The following is a 16421-nucleotide window of genomic DNA, read 5'->3' on the forward strand; positions in this document are numbered from 1 at the left end:
GCGGAGATGAACATATATTCGTCCGCCGGCGTCAGGAACACTGTTTCGACGTCGGGGAAGAGCTTTCGGTTCATCCCTGCGAGCTGGAATTCGTATTCGAAGTCGGAAACCGCCCGCAGACCGCGCAGTATAAGGCGTGCGTTGCGCGCGCGCAGGAAATCCATCAGCAGGCCGTCGAATCCGGTCACTTCGACGTTCCCGAATGGGGTCACGATTTCGCGCGCGATCTCGACGCGCTCTTCGAGCGTGAAGATCGGGCTCTTGCCGCGGCTCTCGGCCACCGCGACGATGACCTTGTCGAACAGCAGCGACGCCCGGCGAACCAGATCCTCGTGTCCCCGCGTGAATGGATCGAAGGTACCCGGATAAACCGCTACCCCTTCCTTCATTCCTGACTCCCTTGCAAGAGATGAAAATGCACCAGGCCGGCGCGGCCTGCCTTGATCGTGCTCAACCCGGCCAGTTCTCCGATCGCCGTTTCGGCTTCGGCGTAAAGCCAGCCGTCCGGCTTCAGCAGCCGGTCGAGCCAGGGTTCCAGCCGCTCGAGCCAGCCCTTGTGATAGGGCGGATCGAGGAACACCACGTCGAACTTCTCGGTGGCAGTCTGCACGAATCTTAACGCATCGGCGCGGATCACCTCCACCTGCATGGCATCGAGCGCCGTGACCGATTGACGCAGCGCGGCATGCGCCCGCGCATCGGATTCGACGATGACGACGCGTTCGGCGCCGCGCGAGGCGGCTTCGAAGCCGAGGATGCCGGTGCCGCCGAAGAGATCAAGGCAGGTCATTCCCGTCAGGCCCTGCCCCAGCCAGTTGAACAGCGTCTCGCGGACGCGGTCGGGCGTGGGGCGCAGCCCGGGGACGTGGGCGACGTCGAGCAGGCGCGAGCGCCACTGGCCGCCGACGATGCGGACGCGACTCACTTCCCGTGTCCCGCCTTCTTCGGCGTCGCCGCGGCCGGGGCGCTTCCGCCGCCGCTGTCACCGTCGCCGCCTGCGATCACGGTGACGAGGTTGGCGTCATGGACGCGCCGCGCGAAGGCATCGCGCACCGCTTCGGGGGTCACGGCCTCGACGCGCTTCGGATAGGTTTCGAGCCAGTCGAGCGGCAGCTGGTAGAAACCGATCATCGCGACGTGGTCGAGAATCTTGCGGTTGGAATCGAGGCGCAGGCCGAAACCGTTGACGATGTTGTCGCGGGCAGCCTTGATCTCGGCGGCGGTGGGGCCTTTGGCGATGAAGTCGTCGACCACGGCTCGCGTCACGCGCAGCGCTTCCTCTGACTGGCTGCCGCGGGTCTGGAGTCCGATCTGGAAGGGGCCGGCGACACGCAGCGGCATGAAGTAGCTGTACACGCTGTAGGCGAAGCCGCGCTTCTCGCGGACCTCCTTCGTCAGCCGCGACACGAAGCCGCCGCCGCCCAGCACGTAGTTGCCGACGAGCAGCGGGAAGTAGTCCGGGTCGTCGCGGCTCATGCCGGGCAGGCCGATCAGGATATGGGCCTGGGCCGAGGGGTGGGCGATGCGTTCGACGGTTGCTGCGGGCTGCTGCGGCGTGGGCAGCGTGGGCTTGGCGGTGCCGGCGGGCAGGTCGGCCGTCAGGCGGCGCGCGATGTCGTCGGCTTGCTCGCGGGTGACGTCGCCGACGATCGCGACGACAGCGGTATTGGCCGTGTAGTAGTTGCGGTGAAACTGGACAAGCTGGTCGCGCGTGATGCTTTGCAGCGATTCGACCGTCGTGCTGCGGCCGTAGGGATGCGACCCGTAGACCGCCGCCATGAAGCGACGCGATGCAAGGGTGTCAGGGCGCGTCAGCGCGTCGCGCAACTCGGCGACGGCCCGTGCGCGTTCGCGTTCCAGCACGTCGGCGGGGAAGGTCGGCTTCGCGAGCAGGCGTGCGGCGAGGTCGATCGCGGCGTTGCGTTCGGCCTCGCTCGACAGCGTGCGAATCGACAGGCCCGCCTGGTCGGAGTCGGCGCTGCCGCCGATGCGGGCGCCGGTGTCGGCGATGCGTTCGGCGATCTGCTGCTCATCGAGTCCTTCGCTGCCCGCATCGAGCATGCCGCGCGTGAGGCCCGCGAGGCCGGCGCTGCCTTCGGGATCGAGGGCGCTGCCGGCGGGGAAGCCGACCTGGATGTCGACGAGGGGCAGGGCGTGGCTTTCGACGTAATAGACGCGTGCGCCGTTCGGCGCGGTCCAGTGCTTGATGTCGGGGCCGGCCGCGGTCGCGCTGGTGCTCGCGAGCGGGGACAGGAGCGCGGCCAGTGCGGCGAGCGCGACGAAGCTACGGTTCAGGTGACGGATCATGATGTGAATTCGCATGTCAGTGTGCACAGGGCCGCCCCAAGCATACTGCGGCCCCCTCGGGGGGGCAGCGACCGCAGGGAGCGTGGGGGCTTTGCCATCTCAGTGCCGCATTCCGGGCTTGTGGGCTTTGGGTTTGGCGTCGCCGACCGGCAGCGGGTCGAGCTGGGCGCGGGTCAGCGTGTCGTCGCTGAAGTATTTGCGGGCGACGGCCTGCACTTCGTCGGCCGTGACGCGCCGGACGCCTTCGAGGAGCTTGTCGTCGTCGCGCCAGGAGAGGCCCGTCGATTCGAGGAAGCCGATCTCCATCGCCTGGCCCATCAGCGAGTCGCGCTTGTAGACCTGGCCGGCGACGCTTTGCGTCTTGACGCGGTGCAGCTCGTCCTCGCCGATGCCTTCGTCCTGGATGCGCTTGATTTCCGCGCGCAGGGCGCTTTCGACGTCGGCGACGGTCTTGCCGGGTGCCGGGGAGCCGTCGAGCGTGAAGAGTTGCGGGCCGCGGCCGCTGCCGTCGTAGCCGGCGCCTGCCGAGACGGCGACACGATCTTCGCGGACGAGGCGGCGATTGAGGCGGGCGCCTTCGTAGCCGTCGAGCACCGCGGCGAGCACCTTCAGCGCGTAGACGTCGCGATCCTGCTCGGCGTCACGCATCGTCGGCGCTTTCCACGCGAGTTCCAGGTACGGCAGCTCGGCGGGCGCGCGCACGACGACCGAGCGCATGCCCTGCTGTTCGGGCTCGGTGGTGATGCGCCGCTCCGGCAGCGGGCGCGCCTTGGCCGCGCCGTAGTACTTGCGCGCCATCTCGAACACCTGGCGGTGGTCGACGTCGCCGACGACGACGAGGCGCGCGTTGTTCGGCACGTACCAGGTGCGGTACCAGCGCCGCGCGTCTTCGGCGCCGGTGGTGTCGAGATCGGTCATCCAGCCGATGACGGGGCGGTGGTAGGGATGGGCCTCGAAGGCCGTTGCCATCAGTTGCTCATTGACGAGCGAGCGCGGCTCGTCGTCGGTGCGCAGGCGCCGTTCTTCCTTGACGACCTCGAGTTCGGGCTTGAACTCCTTGTCGGTGATCTTCAGATGCTCCATGCGGTCGGCTTCGAGCGCCATGACGTCGCCCAGGCGCGAGGACGGCACCTGCTGGAAGTAGGCCGTGTAGTCCTGCCCGGTGAAGGCGTTGTCGCGCCCGCCGATCGCTGCGACTCGCTTGTTGAATTCACCGGGGCCGACCTTGTCCGTCCCCTTGAACATCATGTGTTCAAGGATGTGCGCGACGCCCGAGACGCCCGCGGCCTCGTCCATCGAGCCCGCGCCGTACCACACCATGTGGACGACGGACGGCGCGCGACGGTCTTCCTTGACGATGATTTGCATGCCATTCGGAAGCGTGGTCTCGAACGGATTGGCGTGCAGAGGGCCTGCCGCGAGGGCGAGTGCCGCGGCCAGCACGGTGCTGCGGGGAAAGATGTGGCGAAACATGGAGATGTCCTGCATCTGGTAGAATTCGCGGCTTGCGGCGGCCTTTTTTTCGGGCGCGCCGCGTTCAACGTGCAGCCGCATCTTAGCGTTATTGGGAATCCGGCGCCGCCTGAAGTTCAAAACGTCACAAAAGACCCGAATATCCATGTTTGGTTTCCTGAAAAGATCACCGAAGCCCGATCCGGCGGCACCGAAAGCCCCTGAGGTGACTTCGGCCCCGGATGCGGCTTCGCCTCCGGAGACAGCCCTTGTAGCCACCCCTGCTCCTGCCCCGGTGCAAGAGGCGGCGGCCGAGCCGGCCGTCAAGCGTTCGTGGGCCGAGCGCCTGAAGGCCGGCCTGAGCCGCACGCGTCAGCAGATCGGTGGCGGGCTCGCGAACCTCTTCGGCCTGCGCAAGATCGACGAGGATCTGCTCGAAGAGCTTGAGACGACGCTGCTGATGGCCGATTGCGGCGTCGAGGCGACCGAGCATCTGCTCACCGAACTGCGCAAGCGCTGGAAACGCGACAAGCTCGAGACGGCCGACCAGTTGCAGAAGGCCCTGGCCGAGGAGCTGCAGGCGATTCTCGCGCCGCTCGAGCAGCCGCTCGACGTGTCGACGCATTCGCCCTACATCATCATGATCGCGGGCGTGAACGGCTCGGGCAAGACGACCTCGATCGGTAAGCTCGCGAAGTACTTCCAGTCGCAGGGCAAGAGCGTGCTGCTGGCGGCGGGCGATACGTTCCGCGCCGCGGCGCGCGAGCAGCTGATGACCTGGGGCGAGCGCAACAACGTCACGGTGATCGCGCAGGACGGCGGTGACTCGGCCGCGGTGATCTTCGATGCGATCAATGCTGCGAAGGCACGCCGCATCGACGTCGTGCTGGCCGACACCGCCGGACGCCTGCCGACTCAGCTGCACTTGATGGAAGAGATCGCGAAGGTGCGCCGCGTGATCGGGAAGGCGGATCCGAGCGGGCCGCACGAGGTGCTGCTGGTCCTCGATGCGAACATCGGCCAGAACGCGCTGGCGCAGGTGAAGGCTTTCGATGCGGCGATCGGCGTGACGGGGCTGGTCGTGACCAAGCTCGACGGCACGGCGAAGGGCGGCGTGGTGGCGGCGATCGCGCGGCAGTATCCGCGTCCGCTGCGCTTTATCGGCGTGGGCGAGGGCATCGACGACCTGCAGCCTTTCCATGTGAAGGAATTCGTCGACGCGCTGTTCGAACCGGTCCCGGGAGCAGGCGCCGCGGCATGATCGTCTTCGAGAATGTGGTGAAGCGCTATCCGGGCGGCTATACGGCGCTCGGGGGTGTGAGCTTCGAGATCCGCCACGGTGCGCTGGCGGTGCTGTCCGGGCATTCGGGCGCGGGCAAGAGCACGCTGCTGAAGCTGATCGCGGCGATCGAGCGGCCGAGCTCCGGCAGCGTGAAGATCAACGGTCAGGACATCTCCGGTCTGCGTCCGCGTGCAATTCCTTACCTGCGGCGCAACCTCGGACTCGTGCTGCAAGAGCATCGGTTGCTGTACGACCGCAAGGTGTTCGACAACGTGATGCTGCCGTTGGTGATTACCGGGCATCCGCCGCGCGATGCGGCGAAGCGGGTGGCGGCGGCGCTGGAGCGCGTCGGGCTGGCGGGCCGTGAGCGCGAGATGCCCGCGGGGCTGTCGGGCGGGGAGCAGCAGCGCGTCGCGATCGCGCGGGCGATCGTGAACAAGCCGTCGATCCTGATTGCCGACGAGCCGACCGCGCACCTCGACACGGCCTACGCGGACGAGATCGCGAATCTCTTCAAGTCCTTCAATTCCGCCGGCGTCACGGTGCTGGTATCGACGCACGACGAGCGACTCTTCGCGCAGCACAACCCGCGGCGGCTGGTGCTCGGCAAGGGGATGCTGTTGGGAGAGGCGGCATGAATCATTGGTTCTATCTGCACGGCCGCGCGCTGATGCAGGCTTTGCGGCGTCTGGCTGCCCAGCCGTTGGGCACGCTGTTGTCGGCCTTGGTTGTCGGAATCGCGTTGTCGCTGCCGGCGGCGGGCTATCTGCTGCTCGACAATGTGGCGTCGTTGGCGCGTGGAGTGTCGGGGACGCCCGAGATCAGCGTGTTCATGGGGCAGGATGCTTCGGCGTCGGACGTTGCAGCCGCCGAGAAGCAGCTGCGCGGTGACGCGCAGGTCGCGGGCTACCGTTACGTGGCGAAGGATGAGGCGCTGCGTCAGTTGGAGCGCAACGGGCTGGGGGATGTGCTGGGCGGGCTGACGGCGAATCCTTTGCCGGATGCTTTCATTGTGACGCCACGTGGCGAGGATCCAGCGGTGTATGACACGCTGAGTGCGCGCTTCGCGGCTTGGCCGGGGGTTGCGCACGTGCAGCTTGATTCGGCTTGGGTCAAGCGTTTGCATGCGTTGCTGGGGCTCGGGCGCTTGGCGGTGTTGTTGCTGGCGGGCTTGTTGGGCTTTGCGCTGGTGATCGTCACGTTCAACACGATCCGCTTGCAGATCTTGACGCAGCGGCATGAGATCGATGTCAGTCGTCTGTTGGGCGCGACCGATCCGTTCATTCGTCGCCCGTTCTACTGGTTCGGCAGCTTGCAGGGGCTGCTCGGCGGCTGCGTTGCGTTGGCGACGGTGTGGGCGACGGTCGAGGCGCTGGGCGGACCGGTTGCGAGTCTTGCCGAGACTTATGGGGCGGTGTTCGCGCTGACGGGGCCGGGGCTGCGGGAAGCGGCGGCGATCCTGGGGTTCGCGGCTTTTCTGGGGTGGCTGGGTAGCGCGATTTCGGTACGGCGGCATTTGGCTGAGCGTTTGAGCTGATTCGGGTCCAGCTCTCCGGGGGGAAGCGTGGCGGAGCGTGCTTCTCCGCGGGCAGGCGCTCGCGGCCTTCGGCTTCCCGTCCCATGTCGCGCTGCGGGGGCGGCGACGCAAACTCGGGCGCTGCGCGCCCTCAGACATGCGTCGCCTTGTTTCCCCCGCAACCCGCCCCGGTCCGGCGCTCCCGGACAGCCCGCGGAGAAGCACGCTCCGCCACGCTTCATCAGGGCTGAACCTTCTGAGGCTTCGTTCCGGATTGCTCCCTTCTACGCTGCCGGCCCGCTATAATCCCGCGCCCCAAGTGGGGTCAAATCATTTCGGATCACCTACCGCACCATGAATGCGCCGGAACTGCGTTCGCCGATCGTCGGCAATCGCGTCGAACTGAATATCTTCACGACGCTCACCTGCAACCTGAAGTGCTCTTATTGCTCGATCGCAGTCGGCGACGTCGTCGGCTCGCAGGGCAAGGCCGAGTATTCGCTCGATACGCTGGATACCTTTGTCGCGACCCATCTTGCGGACAAGGAGATCTACGTCACCTTCTATGGCGGCGAGCCGACGCTGAATATTCCCTTCATCGTCGGGTTGATGGAGCGCCATCCGACCTGGCGCTACCAGTTGCAGACCAACGGCACACTATTGCACCGGCTGCCGGATACGGTGCTCGCGAAGCTGTCGAACGTGCTGGTCTCGGTCGACGGCGCGGAGCACACGACGGACCACTATCGGGGCCGTGGCGTGTATCGCAAGGTGACGTCGAACATCGAGAAGATCCGTCCGAAGCTTGGCGGCAAGCTGACGGCGCGCGTCACCTGGGGACATGAGGACATCAGTTTCGAGGAGCTCGACAGCCTGCTGCCGACCTTCGACTACGTGTACTGGCAGTTCGCGCAGGCGGAGGGTTTTTACGACGCGGAGAACATGCGGCGCAAGAAGGTGGCGCTAACGCAGCTGATCGACAAGTTCTTCGCGGTCGACGGCTTGTATCCCTTCATTCCGCTGATGGGCACGGTTCGGAACAAGGTGCTGCCGTCGCGGGCGCGCGAAGCCTGCAGCGGGCAGACGCAGTGCCGCTCGTCGACGCACATCCTGAACATCCTGCCCGACGGCCGCATCTTCCCGTGCCCGGATCTGACGCATCTGCCGGAGCTGCAGAGCGGCGACCTCAACGCGAACTGGCTGAAGGCGAGCCCGCTGCAGCCCGCGCCGGAGATGCCCTGCGAAGGGTGCGAGGCGCTGTCCTTCTGCCGCCGCAACTGCATGAAGAACCTCTACGTGGGCTACGTGCTGGACGACGCGCCCTACCGCGAGCAGGTCGTCGAGCCGATCTGCGAGCTGGTGAAGTTCATGGGTGCCGAGATCGACCGGCGGGATCCGCATGCGTGGTACGCGAAGGCCTCGATCCCGGTGCGGCGCGAGATCTCCGACTGCGAGATCTACGAGTACGTCGAAGTGATGCCCTGAGCGTGGCTCAGTTGTCGAGGACCTCGCGCACGATCTGGGCGAGGTCGTCGATCACGTAGGGCTTGCTGATCATCTTGAACGGTCCCTCCAGCGCTTCGAGCTGCTGCAGCGCGTTGCCGGTGTAGCCGGACGTGTAGAGCAGTTTCAGATCGGGGCGCAGCAGTTGGGCGCGGCGCGCGATCTCGGGGCCGTTCATGCCGCCCGGCAGCACGACGTCGGTGAAGAGCAGTTTGATACTGGGTTCCTGTTCGATGATCTCCAGCGCCGTCTTGCCTTCGGAAGCCTGCAGGATGCGGTAGCCGAGCGCCCCGAGCAGGCGGCAGACGAGTTCGCGCACGTCGTCCTCATCTTCGACGACGAGGATGGTTTCGGTGCCGTTGGCCTCCGGGCGCTGCTCGGCTTCGGCCGGAGCTTCCTCGACCGGAGCGGGCCGGGCGATGATCGGCAGGAAGAGCTTGACCGTGGTGCCGGTGCCCGGTTCGCTGTAGATCTTCACGTGGCCGCCCGACTGCTTGACGAAGCCATACACCATCGCGAGCCCGAGGCCGCTGCCCTTGCCGGTTTCCTTGGTCGTGAAGAAGGGTTCGAAAGCCTTCTGCACGACTTCCGGCGGCATTCCGGTGCCGGTATCGGAGACCGCGAGCATGACGTAGGAGCCGGGTTTCACGTCGCCTTCGAGCGCGGCGTAGTGTTCGTCGAGGTTGACGGCGGCGGTTTCGATGGTCAGCGTGCCGCCGTCGGGCATGGCGTCGCGTGAATTGACGGCGAGGTTGAGCAGCGCCGATTCGAGCTGGGTGACATCGGCGAGCGCCGGCGGCAGGTCCGGTGTGACGTGCACGCTGATCCGGACCTGTTCGCCGAGGCTGCGCGTGAGCAGCGTCGTCATGCCGCCGATCATGTCGTTGAGGTCCAGCGCAATCGGCGCGAGCCGCTGCTTGCGCGAGAAGGCGAGCAGCCGACGGTTGAGTTCGGCGCCGCGCCATGCGGCATTGAGGGCGCTCTTGATGAGGTCGTTCGCGAGGGGGTCGCTCTGCACGCGGCGGGCGAGCAGTTGCAGGTTGCCCATCACCACGGTGAGCAGGTTGTTGAAGTCGTGCGCGATACCGCCCGTGAGCTGGCCGACGGCTTCCATTTTCTGCGCCTGATGCAGGGCGCGCTCGGCCGCCGCGCGGTCTTCGATTTCGGATTGCAGCGCGCGGTTGGCGTCTTCCAGTTCGGCGGTGCGCTCGCTGACGCGGCGTTCGAGCTCGTCGTGGGCCTGGCGCAGGGCTTCCTGTGCGAGACGGCGCTCGGTCGTGTCGCGGATCGCGGCCGAAATGAGTACGCCGTGATCGGTGCGTAGCGGGCTGAGGCTGATCTCGACCGGTACCTGCGTGCCGTCCTTGCGCTGGCCGCTGAGATCCAGCCCCGTGCCCATCGGGCGCACCGAGGGGCAGCCGGCGAACTGGCTGCGCTTGCCGACATGGCCTGAGCGCAGATTTTGCGGGACGAGCAGTTCGATCGAGTGGCCGATGAGTTCGGCGCGCGTGTAGCCGAAGAGCTTCTCGGTCTGTGCGTTGACCAGCACGATCTGGCCGGCCTGATCGACGACGACGATCGCGTCGGGCGCGGCGTCGAGCAGTTCGCGGGCGCGTTGCTCGAGTGAGCGGCTGGTCGACAGCTGCGCGGTCAGGCGGGCAATTTGCGCGCCGGACGAATCGTCGAGTTGATCCATCGAAAATACCTCTGCGGGGCGAGCGGATTGATTGTTCTTTTTGAGTAGAGAGACGGGGTATGGCGACGTCGAGCGGAGCGCATGGTCCGTTCGTTGCATATGCAGGGAGCCTCGTTCGATGTTCGAGCCTCCTGCTCCGACCTACTACGAATATCGTAGTCCGATTCGAGGGTCGGTAGTACGGGAATGGATCACGTTCGATTTTGCGGCTTGTTAATTTGTGTGGCGCTACGAAGGCGCCCAGGCGTGCGAGAATCGCGCCCCGTTCGCCCGAGTCGCCGCCATGAGCCAGATCCAGCACACCATCACCCACCTCGTCGTCCACAAGCTCCATCGCTCCGGCGAAAGCCCTGCGAGCGCGGAATTGCGCGAGGCCGCCTGTCGCGTCGACGATGCCGCGGTGCGCATGGTCGAGCGTCTGTGCAGCCATTACGCGGATCGCAGCAGCAAGGGCTATGGCCGCTTCGAGGACGACGAGAATGCCTTTCCGTTGCCGCGTCTCGTGCGCGAGCACGTCGTCGACAAGAGCCTCGACTTCGCAGCCCTGTCGAAGCGGATGATGGACGCGATGTGCCTGTGCGCGGACGAGGAGGGGGCCGATATCTCCGGCTACGTGGTGGTCGCGCGGATCATGGAAGGCGCATCTGACTGCCTGTGGGTCGCGGTCGTCGGCGAGGCGGTGGGCAGTGCCGTCACGGGCGCCTTCGACGTCATCGACTGCCTGCATCTCGACTTTTCGGCGCTGCCGGCCGCGGGCCGCATCGACCTTTCGGGATGGCAGCGCGGCGACGAGCGCTACATCAGCTTCCTCAAGGGCCGCGGCGACGTCGCGCCGTGGTTCAAGCGTTTCCTCGGTTGCAGCGACATCGTGATCGCGCTGAAGGAGACGAAGAAGCTCGTGCAGCGCCTGTCCGACTTCGCCGAGACGCAGCGCCTCGACCCGCCTTCGCGGGATGCGATGCTCGAACGCGCGCACGGCTACCTCGACGAGCTCGGCGAGAGCGGATCGCCACTCGCGATTGACGAGGTCGCGCGCAAGATCTGGCCGGAGCAGCCGGAACGGCTGGATGCTGTATTGACTGGCGGCGAGGCGCCGCTCGCGAGCGGCTTCGTGCCAGACCGCCGCGCGATCCGCCCGCTGGTGCGCTTCCGTGCCGCCGGCGAGCAATGGAAGCTCGAGTTCGACCGCAGCAGCCTGCATTCGGGTGCGGTCCATTACGACCGCACGAGCGACACACTGGTGCTGTCTGGGCTGCCGGAATATCTGAAGAAGATGCTGCAGGACGAGTGAGGCAAAGGGGGACGGTGCAAGGCTGTCCCCCGGCAATCCATTGGGGATTGCAATCCAGTGCCCGCGTTCTGACGGGGCACCATCCCGTCCACCCGACAGCGTGGGCGGCCGAATCGTGTCTTCTCGAATCAGAAGATGCCCACCAATAAATGCCTTCAGGTTTCGGCGCTTCCTGAATGCATTTGTGACCAAATCCATTTGATTTTTTATCCAACGCAAAGGGCATACGGTGCGGGCGGACGCTACGTGACCTTCTGGAGCGACAACGTCTTCCCGTCGAGCGGCTACTGCAGCGCCCAGGAAATCCGTTCGATGCTTGTCGTGCCCAACGCCGTCGCTCCGGCTCCGGTCACGGTGAACGCCTCCGCGGTCCGCCCAGCAGCAGCTACGCGACGCGTCCGGGCGTCGCGAACGGCGTGGCCGGCCTGATCCCGACCAGCACGCCGACGCCGGAATCCGAGCCCGTCCCGACGTCCGTGCCGACTCCGGCGCCCGAGCCCGCCCCGGCTCCAAAGGTGCCGCGCAACACCGAGTCGGCTCTCAACGCCGTCCGCTTCGTCACACCCACGGGACAGCAGAACTTCGTCTTCCCCGGGGCAGCCGAGCACTTTGGCGGCAGCGTGCAGGTGAACGCAGTCCGCGGCGACAACGACGAGGTCGTCGGCTACAAGCTGACGCCGGCGGTTCCAGCTGCGAACAAGAGTGCAAAGAAGTAAGGGTTTGAACGTTGAAACCGGCGTCGCTGGACACGGCCACGCCGGTTTTGTCGTCTACGTCGTGTGTTCCCATTGAGTGAGAGGCGCCGTGGCAGTCCTGAAATTCATCGGCGGGATTCTTGTCGCAATACTGGGATATGCGCTCGCTCGCCGAATACTGGACCGTGTTGGGCTCGAGCATCGTTTTACCGACCGAATCTGGCGCTACACGCTCTCACAATTCGGCGAAATCATCTTGGCGATAATGACCGTCGTGATTTTTTTAACGATGGCCGCCGTCTACGAACTCATCCGGGTGCTCGTCGCTGGCGCCTGATCGGAAACGCGGTTGATTTCCGGGCCCTGCTGCGAGTCGAAGGAAGAATGAGCCTCACTGTGTTCGCCGAGCTGAAGTTCTGGCTGCTCGTACTGTTTTCGCTGGTCGTGCCGGTCGCGATCTACGTGTTGCTGCTCGTCACGCGCGCGGTGTCGCCGATGACGGTGTTGGCGCTTGGGCTGGCGCTGATCCTGATCGCGGGATTCGATACCTACCTGCTGCAGAGCCTGGTGCAGATGGCGAAGGCGACCGCGTCGCTTGCGGACGATGCGGTCTTCGTGTCCGAGCTGACGCTGGGTTTGTACTTGCTGCCGGTGCTGTTTGCCGGCATCGGCGTGAATGTGGTTTCGCATGTCCTGATCCGGCATCTGGGCGAAGCCGAGAGGCAGTTCGAAAAGGACCGGAATCCGGATCGTCGCTGACCGCGTGGGCTTGTGTCGGCGGTCGCGTTCTCTATACCGGAAGAGGGCGCGGAGTTTGGCCCAGGATATGGAGGAAGCTTCCATGTTGCCGAGAATTTCGCTCGTCACGCTCGGAGTCGACGATCTCGAGCGGTCCTTGCGTTTCTATCGTGACGGTTTGGGATTGAAGACGGACGGCATCGTCGGAACCGAGTTCGAACACGGCGCGGTGGTGTTTTTCGAGCTTCACGGCGGCTTGCGGCTGGCACTGTGGCCGCGAGCAAGTCTCGCGCACGATAGCGGCCTACCGCTCGCAAAGCCGAGCGCGACGGAGCTGAGCCTGGGGCACAACGTGGCCTCGCGCTCCGAGGTCGACGCGATAATGGAGGAGGCGCGCCGCGCCGGGGCGATAATCGTGAAACCGGCGCACGACACCTTCTGGGGTGGCTACGCGGGCTATTTCCAGGACCCGGACGGGCACCTGTGGGAAGTGGCGTGGAATCCGGCGTGGACCTTGCCGGAGTGAAGTCGCCGGTATGAGGTTTCGGCGACGTCCCACAAGGTAGCGGACGCCTTCCTTGCCATAGCTGGATACGACTGACTATCTATTTCTGTTTCGCGCCGAGCCGCCATAGCGACGTGATTTCGGCTGCACGGGCGGCATGCAACGGATCGTCGACGTCGCTCGTCTTGGAATGCGTCGGGCGGGCGCCGAGACGGTCTAGCACCTGCAAGCCAGCCGCTTCGATCATCGCGACGAGTTCGTCGCGGGAGCGCAGACCAAGATGCTCGGCGAGGTCCGACAGGATCAGCCAGCCTTCGCCGCCGGGCAGGAGATGTGCGGCAAGACCGTCGAGGAAGGCGCGCAGCATGCGGCTGTCGGGGTCGTAGACCGCGTATTCGAGCGGAGAGCTCGGGCGCGCGGGCACCCATGGCGGATTGCACACGACGAGCCCCGCGTGCCCTTCCGGGAACATGTCGGCCTCCACCACTTGCACGCGCTTCGCGCAGCCCAGCCGGGCAAGGTTTTCGCGCGCGCAGGCGAGTGCCCGCGGATCCTGGTCGGTCGCGACGATGCGCGCGACGCCACGCCGCGCGAGCAGCGCCGCGAGGACGCCGGTGCCGGTGCCGATGTCGAAGGCGGCTCCCTTCGAGAGGGCTGCGGGCAAGGGCGCCTTCGCGACGAGATCGATGTATTCCCCGCGCACCGGCGAGAAGACGCCGTAATGCGGATGGATCGAGGCGCCCAGCGCCGGGATCGGCACGCCTTTCTTGCGCCATTCGTGCGCGCCGATCAGACCCTGCAGTTCGCGTAGCGACGCCACGTAGGCTTCCTCGGCGGGGCCGTAGGCTTCGAGACAGGCTTGACGGACGTCGGGCGCGCGGCGTAGCGGCAGCGCGTGCCCGGCGTCGAAGGGCAGGAGCAGCATGCCGAGGGTGCGGGCGCGTTGCGCCTGGGCCTGGCGGTGCAGGTGGAAGGCTTCCGTCGGACTTTTGGGTGCCGCCTGCTTGCCCGGTCGCCGCGGCTTGCGGTCGATGCGACGCGCTATCGCCTGCAGGAGTTGCTTCGCGTTCTGGAAGTCGCCCCGATAGAGGAGCGCCGTGCCTTCGCATGCGAGGCGGTAGGCTTGGTCGGCGCTCGTCTGGTCGTCGGCGACGACGACGCGCTTCGGCGGCGGCATGCCGCTCTCGGAGCGCCAGCGTGCGGTGCGGCTGGCGCCGTCCTCGTCCCAGACGATCTGCGGGAAGTCGTTCATCGGGAAACCTGCCTGCGGAGGAGGGTAAGGGCCGGCATGATAGCCCCTTGGTGCCAGCCGCGGGAATTCGCGCGCCGTGCCGGGCCTGCAGCCGTCAGTCCTTATCGGCCTGGCTGTGCGTCTCGGCGAAGCGCTTTTCGAGCTCCAGGCGCAGCGCCTTGCGCGCCTCCGCCGCTTCGAAGCGCTGCTTTTCCTTCGGGCTGAAAGGGCGCAAGGGCGGCACGGCAACCGGTTTGCCGTCGTCGTCGACGGCGACCATGGTGAAGAAGCAGCTGTTGGCGTGGCGCACTTCCTGGGTGCGGATGTTCTCGGCGACCACCTTGATGCCGACCTCCATCGACGACTTGCCGGTGTAGTTGACACTGGCGAGGAAGGTGACGAGCTCGCCGACCATGATCGGCTGGCGGAACATCACTTGGTCGACGGACAGCGTGACAACGTAGCGCGCGGCGTAGCGGCTCGCGCAGGCGTAGGCAACCTGGTCGAGGAGCTTGAGCACGGCGCCGCCATGCACCTTGCCGGAAAAGTTCGCCATGTCCGGCGTCATCAGCACGGTCATGGTCAGTTGATGGGCGGGGAGATCCATGTGGGGTGATCCGAGGAAAGTTGGGGAGCAGCGTCCGACCTTACCGGGCCGGGCTTTCGCCGGGCTGTCTGTGCCGCCCTGACGGTCGGATCGATTCTGCTCAATTGCCCCGTCGGAGGCAAATCACCAGAACTTCCACCACCACTTCTTCTTCTGCATCGTCGTCTTCACTTCTTCCGACCATTGCGTGTAGCCCTGCAGGTTGGTGGACTTCGCGAAGTGCTGGCCGAAACGCTTGTCGCTCTCGTTGATGTGTTTCGTCAGCCACACCTGCAGGAAGTGCAGCAGCTCGAAGCTGATCGACGCCTGGCCGGTGTCGAGCTTGTCCTGCAGCGCCTTGACCTGCGAGATCAGCTCCTCGTGCTGCTGCTTGTGGATCTCGAAGCCGGAGTAGTGCGATACGCGCATCAGGCTTTCCTCGAGCAGGAAATGGGTGCGCGTGTATTCGGCGAGCTGGTCCAGGATCGCACGGCAGGCCTGGCTGCCCTTGTGGTCGCGGATCGCGGCGTGGAGTTGGTTGAGGAGATCAACCAGCGTGCGGTGTTGTTCGTCGATCTCCTGGATGCCGACATTGAAACTGTCGGACCATTCGAAGAGCACTGCGCTCATGATCATTCTCCCGGAGAGTGAGCGTCGGAACGTGGATTCGGCGTGATGCGTGTGCAATTCAGGACATCGTCCGGCGATTCGTAGAGCATTGCAACGACTTGGGTGCCGACTGGCAGGATATGGGCTTCGAACGGCATGGCCCGCCCCGCAGCTGCCCTCGGCTCCCCGCGCTGAGGTATCGTGCGCGGGCCGACGACCAAGGAAAGACGATGCCGAAATTCGCTGCCAACCTGACGATGATGTTCAACGAAACCTCGTTCCCGGAGCGCTTCGTCGCAGCCGCCCGCGCGGGCTTCGAGGCGGTCGAGTTCCTCTTTCCGTACGAGCATCGGTCCGCGGACGTCGCGCGGTGGCTGAAGGACAACGCGCTCTTCAATGCGCTCTTCAACATGCCCCCGGGCGACTGGGCGGCGGGAGAGCGCGGGCTCGCGTCGCTGCCGGGGCGCGAGGAGGAATTTCGTGCGGGCGTGGCGACCGCGCTGGAGTATGCGAAGGCACTGGGCACGCCGTGCCTGCACGCGATGGCGGGCCTGCTGCCGGCAGGCGCCGATCGGGCGGCGCATCGGGTCGTCTACGTCGAGAACCTGCGTTACGCGGCGCGCGCCCTGGCGCCGCACGGCATCACGCTCACGATTGAACCGATCAACCCGCGCGACATGCCGGGCTACTTCCTGACGACGCAGGCCGAGGCGCATGCGATCCGCGAGGAGGTCGGCGAGCCGAACCTGAAGGTGCAGATGGATTTCTACCATGTGCAGGTCGTCGAGGGCGACATCGCGACGAAGCTCAGGCGGTACGTCGAACACGTCGGCCACATTCAGATCGCGAGCGTGCCGGCGCGCAACGAGCCGGACGACGGCGAAGTCAATTACCGTTATCTCTTCCGGCTGCTCGACGAGCTCGGCTACGGCGGTTGGGTCGGCTGCGAGTATCGCCCGCGCGGTCGCACCGAGGACGGGCTGGGCTGGCTGAAGACGCTTTGCGCCTGA

The 16421-nt window shown here is 65.8% G+C and carries 19 protein-coding genes; 11 read left to right on the plus strand and 8 right to left on the minus strand.

Annotation, left to right across the window (positions count from 1 at the left end):
* The 4 genes from coaD to VJ673_RS06435 form a co-directional block, all read right to left on the minus strand.
* On the minus strand, positions 1 to 389 hold a 389-nt coding region (coaD, locus tag VJ673_RS06420; RefSeq protein ID WP_324125226.1), incomplete at its 3' end, for a pantetheine-phosphate adenylyltransferase.
* Positions 386 to 925: a 16S rRNA (guanine(966)-N(2))-methyltransferase RsmD gene (gene rsmD / locus VJ673_RS06425; RefSeq protein ID WP_324125227.1), complete on the minus strand. Its 540-nt coding sequence runs from the start codon at positions 923 to 925 to the stop codon at positions 386 to 388. The genes coaD and rsmD, both read right to left, overlap by 4 nt.
* Positions 922 to 2322, minus strand: a complete 1401-nt coding sequence (locus VJ673_RS06430) for a M16 family metallopeptidase (RefSeq protein WP_324125228.1) — start codon at positions 2320 to 2322, stop codon at positions 922 to 924. The genes rsmD and VJ673_RS06430 overlap by 4 nt, the downstream gene beginning before the upstream one ends.
* Positions 2323 to 2406: 84 nt before the next feature.
* Positions 2407 to 3780 (minus strand): M16 family metallopeptidase, encoded by a 1374-nt coding sequence (locus VJ673_RS06435; RefSeq protein ID WP_324125229.1) that lies wholly within the window; start codon positions 3778 to 3780, stop codon positions 2407 to 2409.
* Between VJ673_RS06435 and VJ673_RS06440 the strand changes: the two genes are divergently transcribed.
* The 5 genes from VJ673_RS06440 (at position 3769) to VJ673_RS06460 (ending at position 8042) form a co-directional block, all read left to right on the plus strand.
* Positions 3769 to 3984, plus strand: coding sequence for a hypothetical protein (locus VJ673_RS06440; RefSeq protein WP_324125318.1), 216 nt, complete (start codon positions 3769 to 3771; stop codon positions 3982 to 3984). The two genes, VJ673_RS06435 and VJ673_RS06440, sit on opposite strands and share 12 nt — an antisense overlap.
* Positions 3926 to 5020: a signal recognition particle-docking protein FtsY gene (gene ftsY / locus VJ673_RS06445; RefSeq protein WP_324125230.1), complete on the plus strand. Its 1095-nt coding sequence runs from the start codon at positions 3926 to 3928 to the stop codon at positions 5018 to 5020. The genes VJ673_RS06440 and ftsY overlap by 59 nt, the downstream gene beginning before the upstream one ends.
* Positions 5017 to 5679 (plus strand): cell division ATP-binding protein FtsE, encoded by a 663-nt coding sequence (locus VJ673_RS06450; protein ID WP_324125231.1) that lies wholly within the window; start codon positions 5017 to 5019, stop codon positions 5677 to 5679. The genes ftsY and VJ673_RS06450 overlap by 4 nt, the downstream gene beginning before the upstream one ends.
* Entirely contained in the window at positions 5676 to 6578 is a 903-nt protein-coding gene (ftsX, locus tag VJ673_RS06455) for a permease-like cell division protein FtsX (protein WP_324125232.1), read from the plus strand. The genes VJ673_RS06450 and ftsX overlap by 4 nt, the downstream gene beginning before the upstream one ends.
* Positions 6579 to 6911: 333 nt before the next feature.
* A complete protein-coding gene (locus tag VJ673_RS06460; protein WP_324125233.1) occupies positions 6912 to 8042 on the plus strand; it encodes a radical SAM/SPASM domain-containing protein in 1131 nt (376 codons plus the stop codon).
* A gap of 7 nt (positions 8043 to 8049) precedes the next feature.
* Here VJ673_RS06460 and VJ673_RS06465 read toward each other — a convergent pair whose 3' ends face one another.
* Positions 8050 to 9756, minus strand: coding sequence for a PAS domain-containing hybrid sensor histidine kinase/response regulator (locus VJ673_RS06465; protein WP_324125234.1), 1707 nt, complete (start codon positions 9754 to 9756; stop codon positions 8050 to 8052).
* 283 nt (positions 9757 to 10039) lie between these two features.
* Here VJ673_RS06465 and VJ673_RS06470 point away from each other — a divergent pair, with 283 nt between their 5' ends.
* From VJ673_RS06470 to VJ673_RS06490, 5 genes are all read left to right on the plus strand, one after another.
* Positions 10040 to 11047, plus strand: a complete 1008-nt coding sequence (locus VJ673_RS06470) for a nucleoid-associated protein (RefSeq protein ID WP_324125235.1) — start codon at positions 10040 to 10042, stop codon at positions 11045 to 11047.
* A gap of 416 nt (positions 11048 to 11463) precedes the next feature.
* Entirely contained in the window at positions 11464 to 11763 is a 300-nt protein-coding gene (locus VJ673_RS06475; protein ID WP_324125236.1) for a hypothetical protein, read from the plus strand.
* Between the two features lie 88 nt (positions 11764 to 11851).
* Complete coding sequence (locus VJ673_RS06480; RefSeq protein ID WP_324125237.1) at positions 11852 to 12079, plus strand: hypothetical protein; 228 nt, start codon at positions 11852 to 11854, stop codon at positions 12077 to 12079.
* A gap of 47 nt (positions 12080 to 12126) precedes the next feature.
* On the plus strand, positions 12127 to 12501 hold the full coding sequence (locus tag VJ673_RS06485) for a hypothetical protein (RefSeq protein ID WP_324125238.1): 375 nt from the start codon (positions 12127 to 12129) through the stop codon (positions 12499 to 12501).
* Between the two features lie 82 nt (positions 12502 to 12583).
* The gene (locus tag VJ673_RS06490; protein WP_324125239.1) at positions 12584 to 13006 is read left to right on the plus strand and encodes a VOC family protein; all 423 of its coding nucleotides are present in this window, start codon (positions 12584 to 12586) and stop codon (positions 13004 to 13006) included.
* Positions 13007 to 13085: 79 nt separating this feature from the next.
* Here VJ673_RS06490 and VJ673_RS06495 read toward each other — a convergent pair whose 3' ends face one another.
* The 3 genes from VJ673_RS06495 to VJ673_RS06505 form a co-directional block, all read right to left on the minus strand.
* Positions 13086 to 14237 carry a class I SAM-dependent methyltransferase gene (locus tag VJ673_RS06495; protein ID WP_324125240.1) on the minus strand — a complete coding sequence of 384 codons (1152 nt, stop codon included), beginning with the start codon at positions 14235 to 14237 and terminating at the stop codon, positions 13086 to 13088.
* Positions 14238 to 14331: 94 nt separating this feature from the next.
* Positions 14332 to 14823: an acyl-CoA thioesterase gene (locus tag VJ673_RS06500; protein WP_324125241.1), complete on the minus strand. Its 492-nt coding sequence runs from the start codon at positions 14821 to 14823 to the stop codon at positions 14332 to 14334.
* A gap of 123 nt (positions 14824 to 14946) precedes the next feature.
* Entirely contained in the window at positions 14947 to 15432 is a 486-nt protein-coding gene (locus VJ673_RS06505; protein WP_324125242.1) for a bacteriohemerythrin, read from the minus strand.
* 209 nt (positions 15433 to 15641) lie between these two features.
* Here VJ673_RS06505 and otnI point away from each other — a divergent pair, with 209 nt between their 5' ends.
* Positions 15642 to 16421, plus strand: coding sequence for a 2-oxo-tetronate isomerase (gene otnI / locus VJ673_RS06510; protein ID WP_324125243.1), 780 nt, complete (start codon positions 15642 to 15644; stop codon positions 16419 to 16421).

This window comes from Aromatoleum sp. (assembly GCF_035254505.1).
Taxonomy (GTDB): domain Bacteria; phylum Pseudomonadota; class Gammaproteobacteria; order Burkholderiales; family Rhodocyclaceae; genus Aromatoleum.

Coding starts and splice junctions, on each gene's coding strand:
- VJ673_RS06460 (WP_324125233.1), top strand. CDS start 6,912: ATGAATGCGCCGGAACTGCGTTCGCCGATCGTCGGCAATCGCGTCGAA.
- VJ673_RS06500 (WP_324125241.1), bottom strand. CDS start 14,823: ATGGATCTCCCCGCCCATCAACTGACCATGACCGTGCTGATGACGCCG.
- VJ673_RS06435 (WP_324125229.1), bottom strand. CDS start 3,780: ATGTTTCGCCACATCTTTCCCCGCAGCACCGTGCTGGCCGCGGCACTC.
- VJ673_RS06450 (WP_324125231.1), top strand. CDS start 5,017: ATGATCGTCTTCGAGAATGTGGTGAAGCGCTATCCGGGCGGCTATACG.
- otnI (WP_324125243.1), top strand. CDS start 15,642: ATGCCGAAATTCGCTGCCAACCTGACGATGATGTTCAACGAAACCTCG.
- VJ673_RS06485 (WP_324125238.1), top strand. CDS start 12,127: ATGAGCCTCACTGTGTTCGCCGAGCTGAAGTTCTGGCTGCTCGTACTG.
- ftsX (WP_324125232.1), top strand. CDS start 5,676: ATGAATCATTGGTTCTATCTGCACGGCCGCGCGCTGATGCAGGCTTTG.
- VJ673_RS06430 (WP_324125228.1), bottom strand. CDS start 2,322: ATGCGAATTCACATCATGATCCGTCACCTGAACCGTAGCTTCGTCGCG.
- ftsY (WP_324125230.1), top strand. CDS start 3,926: ATGTTTGGTTTCCTGAAAAGATCACCGAAGCCCGATCCGGCGGCACCG.
- VJ673_RS06495 (WP_324125240.1), bottom strand. CDS start 14,237: ATGAACGACTTCCCGCAGATCGTCTGGGACGAGGACGGCGCCAGCCGC.
- VJ673_RS06505 (WP_324125242.1), bottom strand. CDS start 15,432: ATGAGCGCAGTGCTCTTCGAATGGTCCGACAGTTTCAATGTCGGCATC.
- VJ673_RS06490 (WP_324125239.1), top strand. CDS start 12,584: ATGTTGCCGAGAATTTCGCTCGTCACGCTCGGAGTCGACGATCTCGAG.
- VJ673_RS06470 (WP_324125235.1), top strand. CDS start 10,040: ATGAGCCAGATCCAGCACACCATCACCCACCTCGTCGTCCACAAGCTC.
- VJ673_RS06465 (WP_324125234.1), bottom strand. CDS start 9,756: ATGGATCAACTCGACGATTCGTCCGGCGCGCAAATTGCCCGCCTGACC.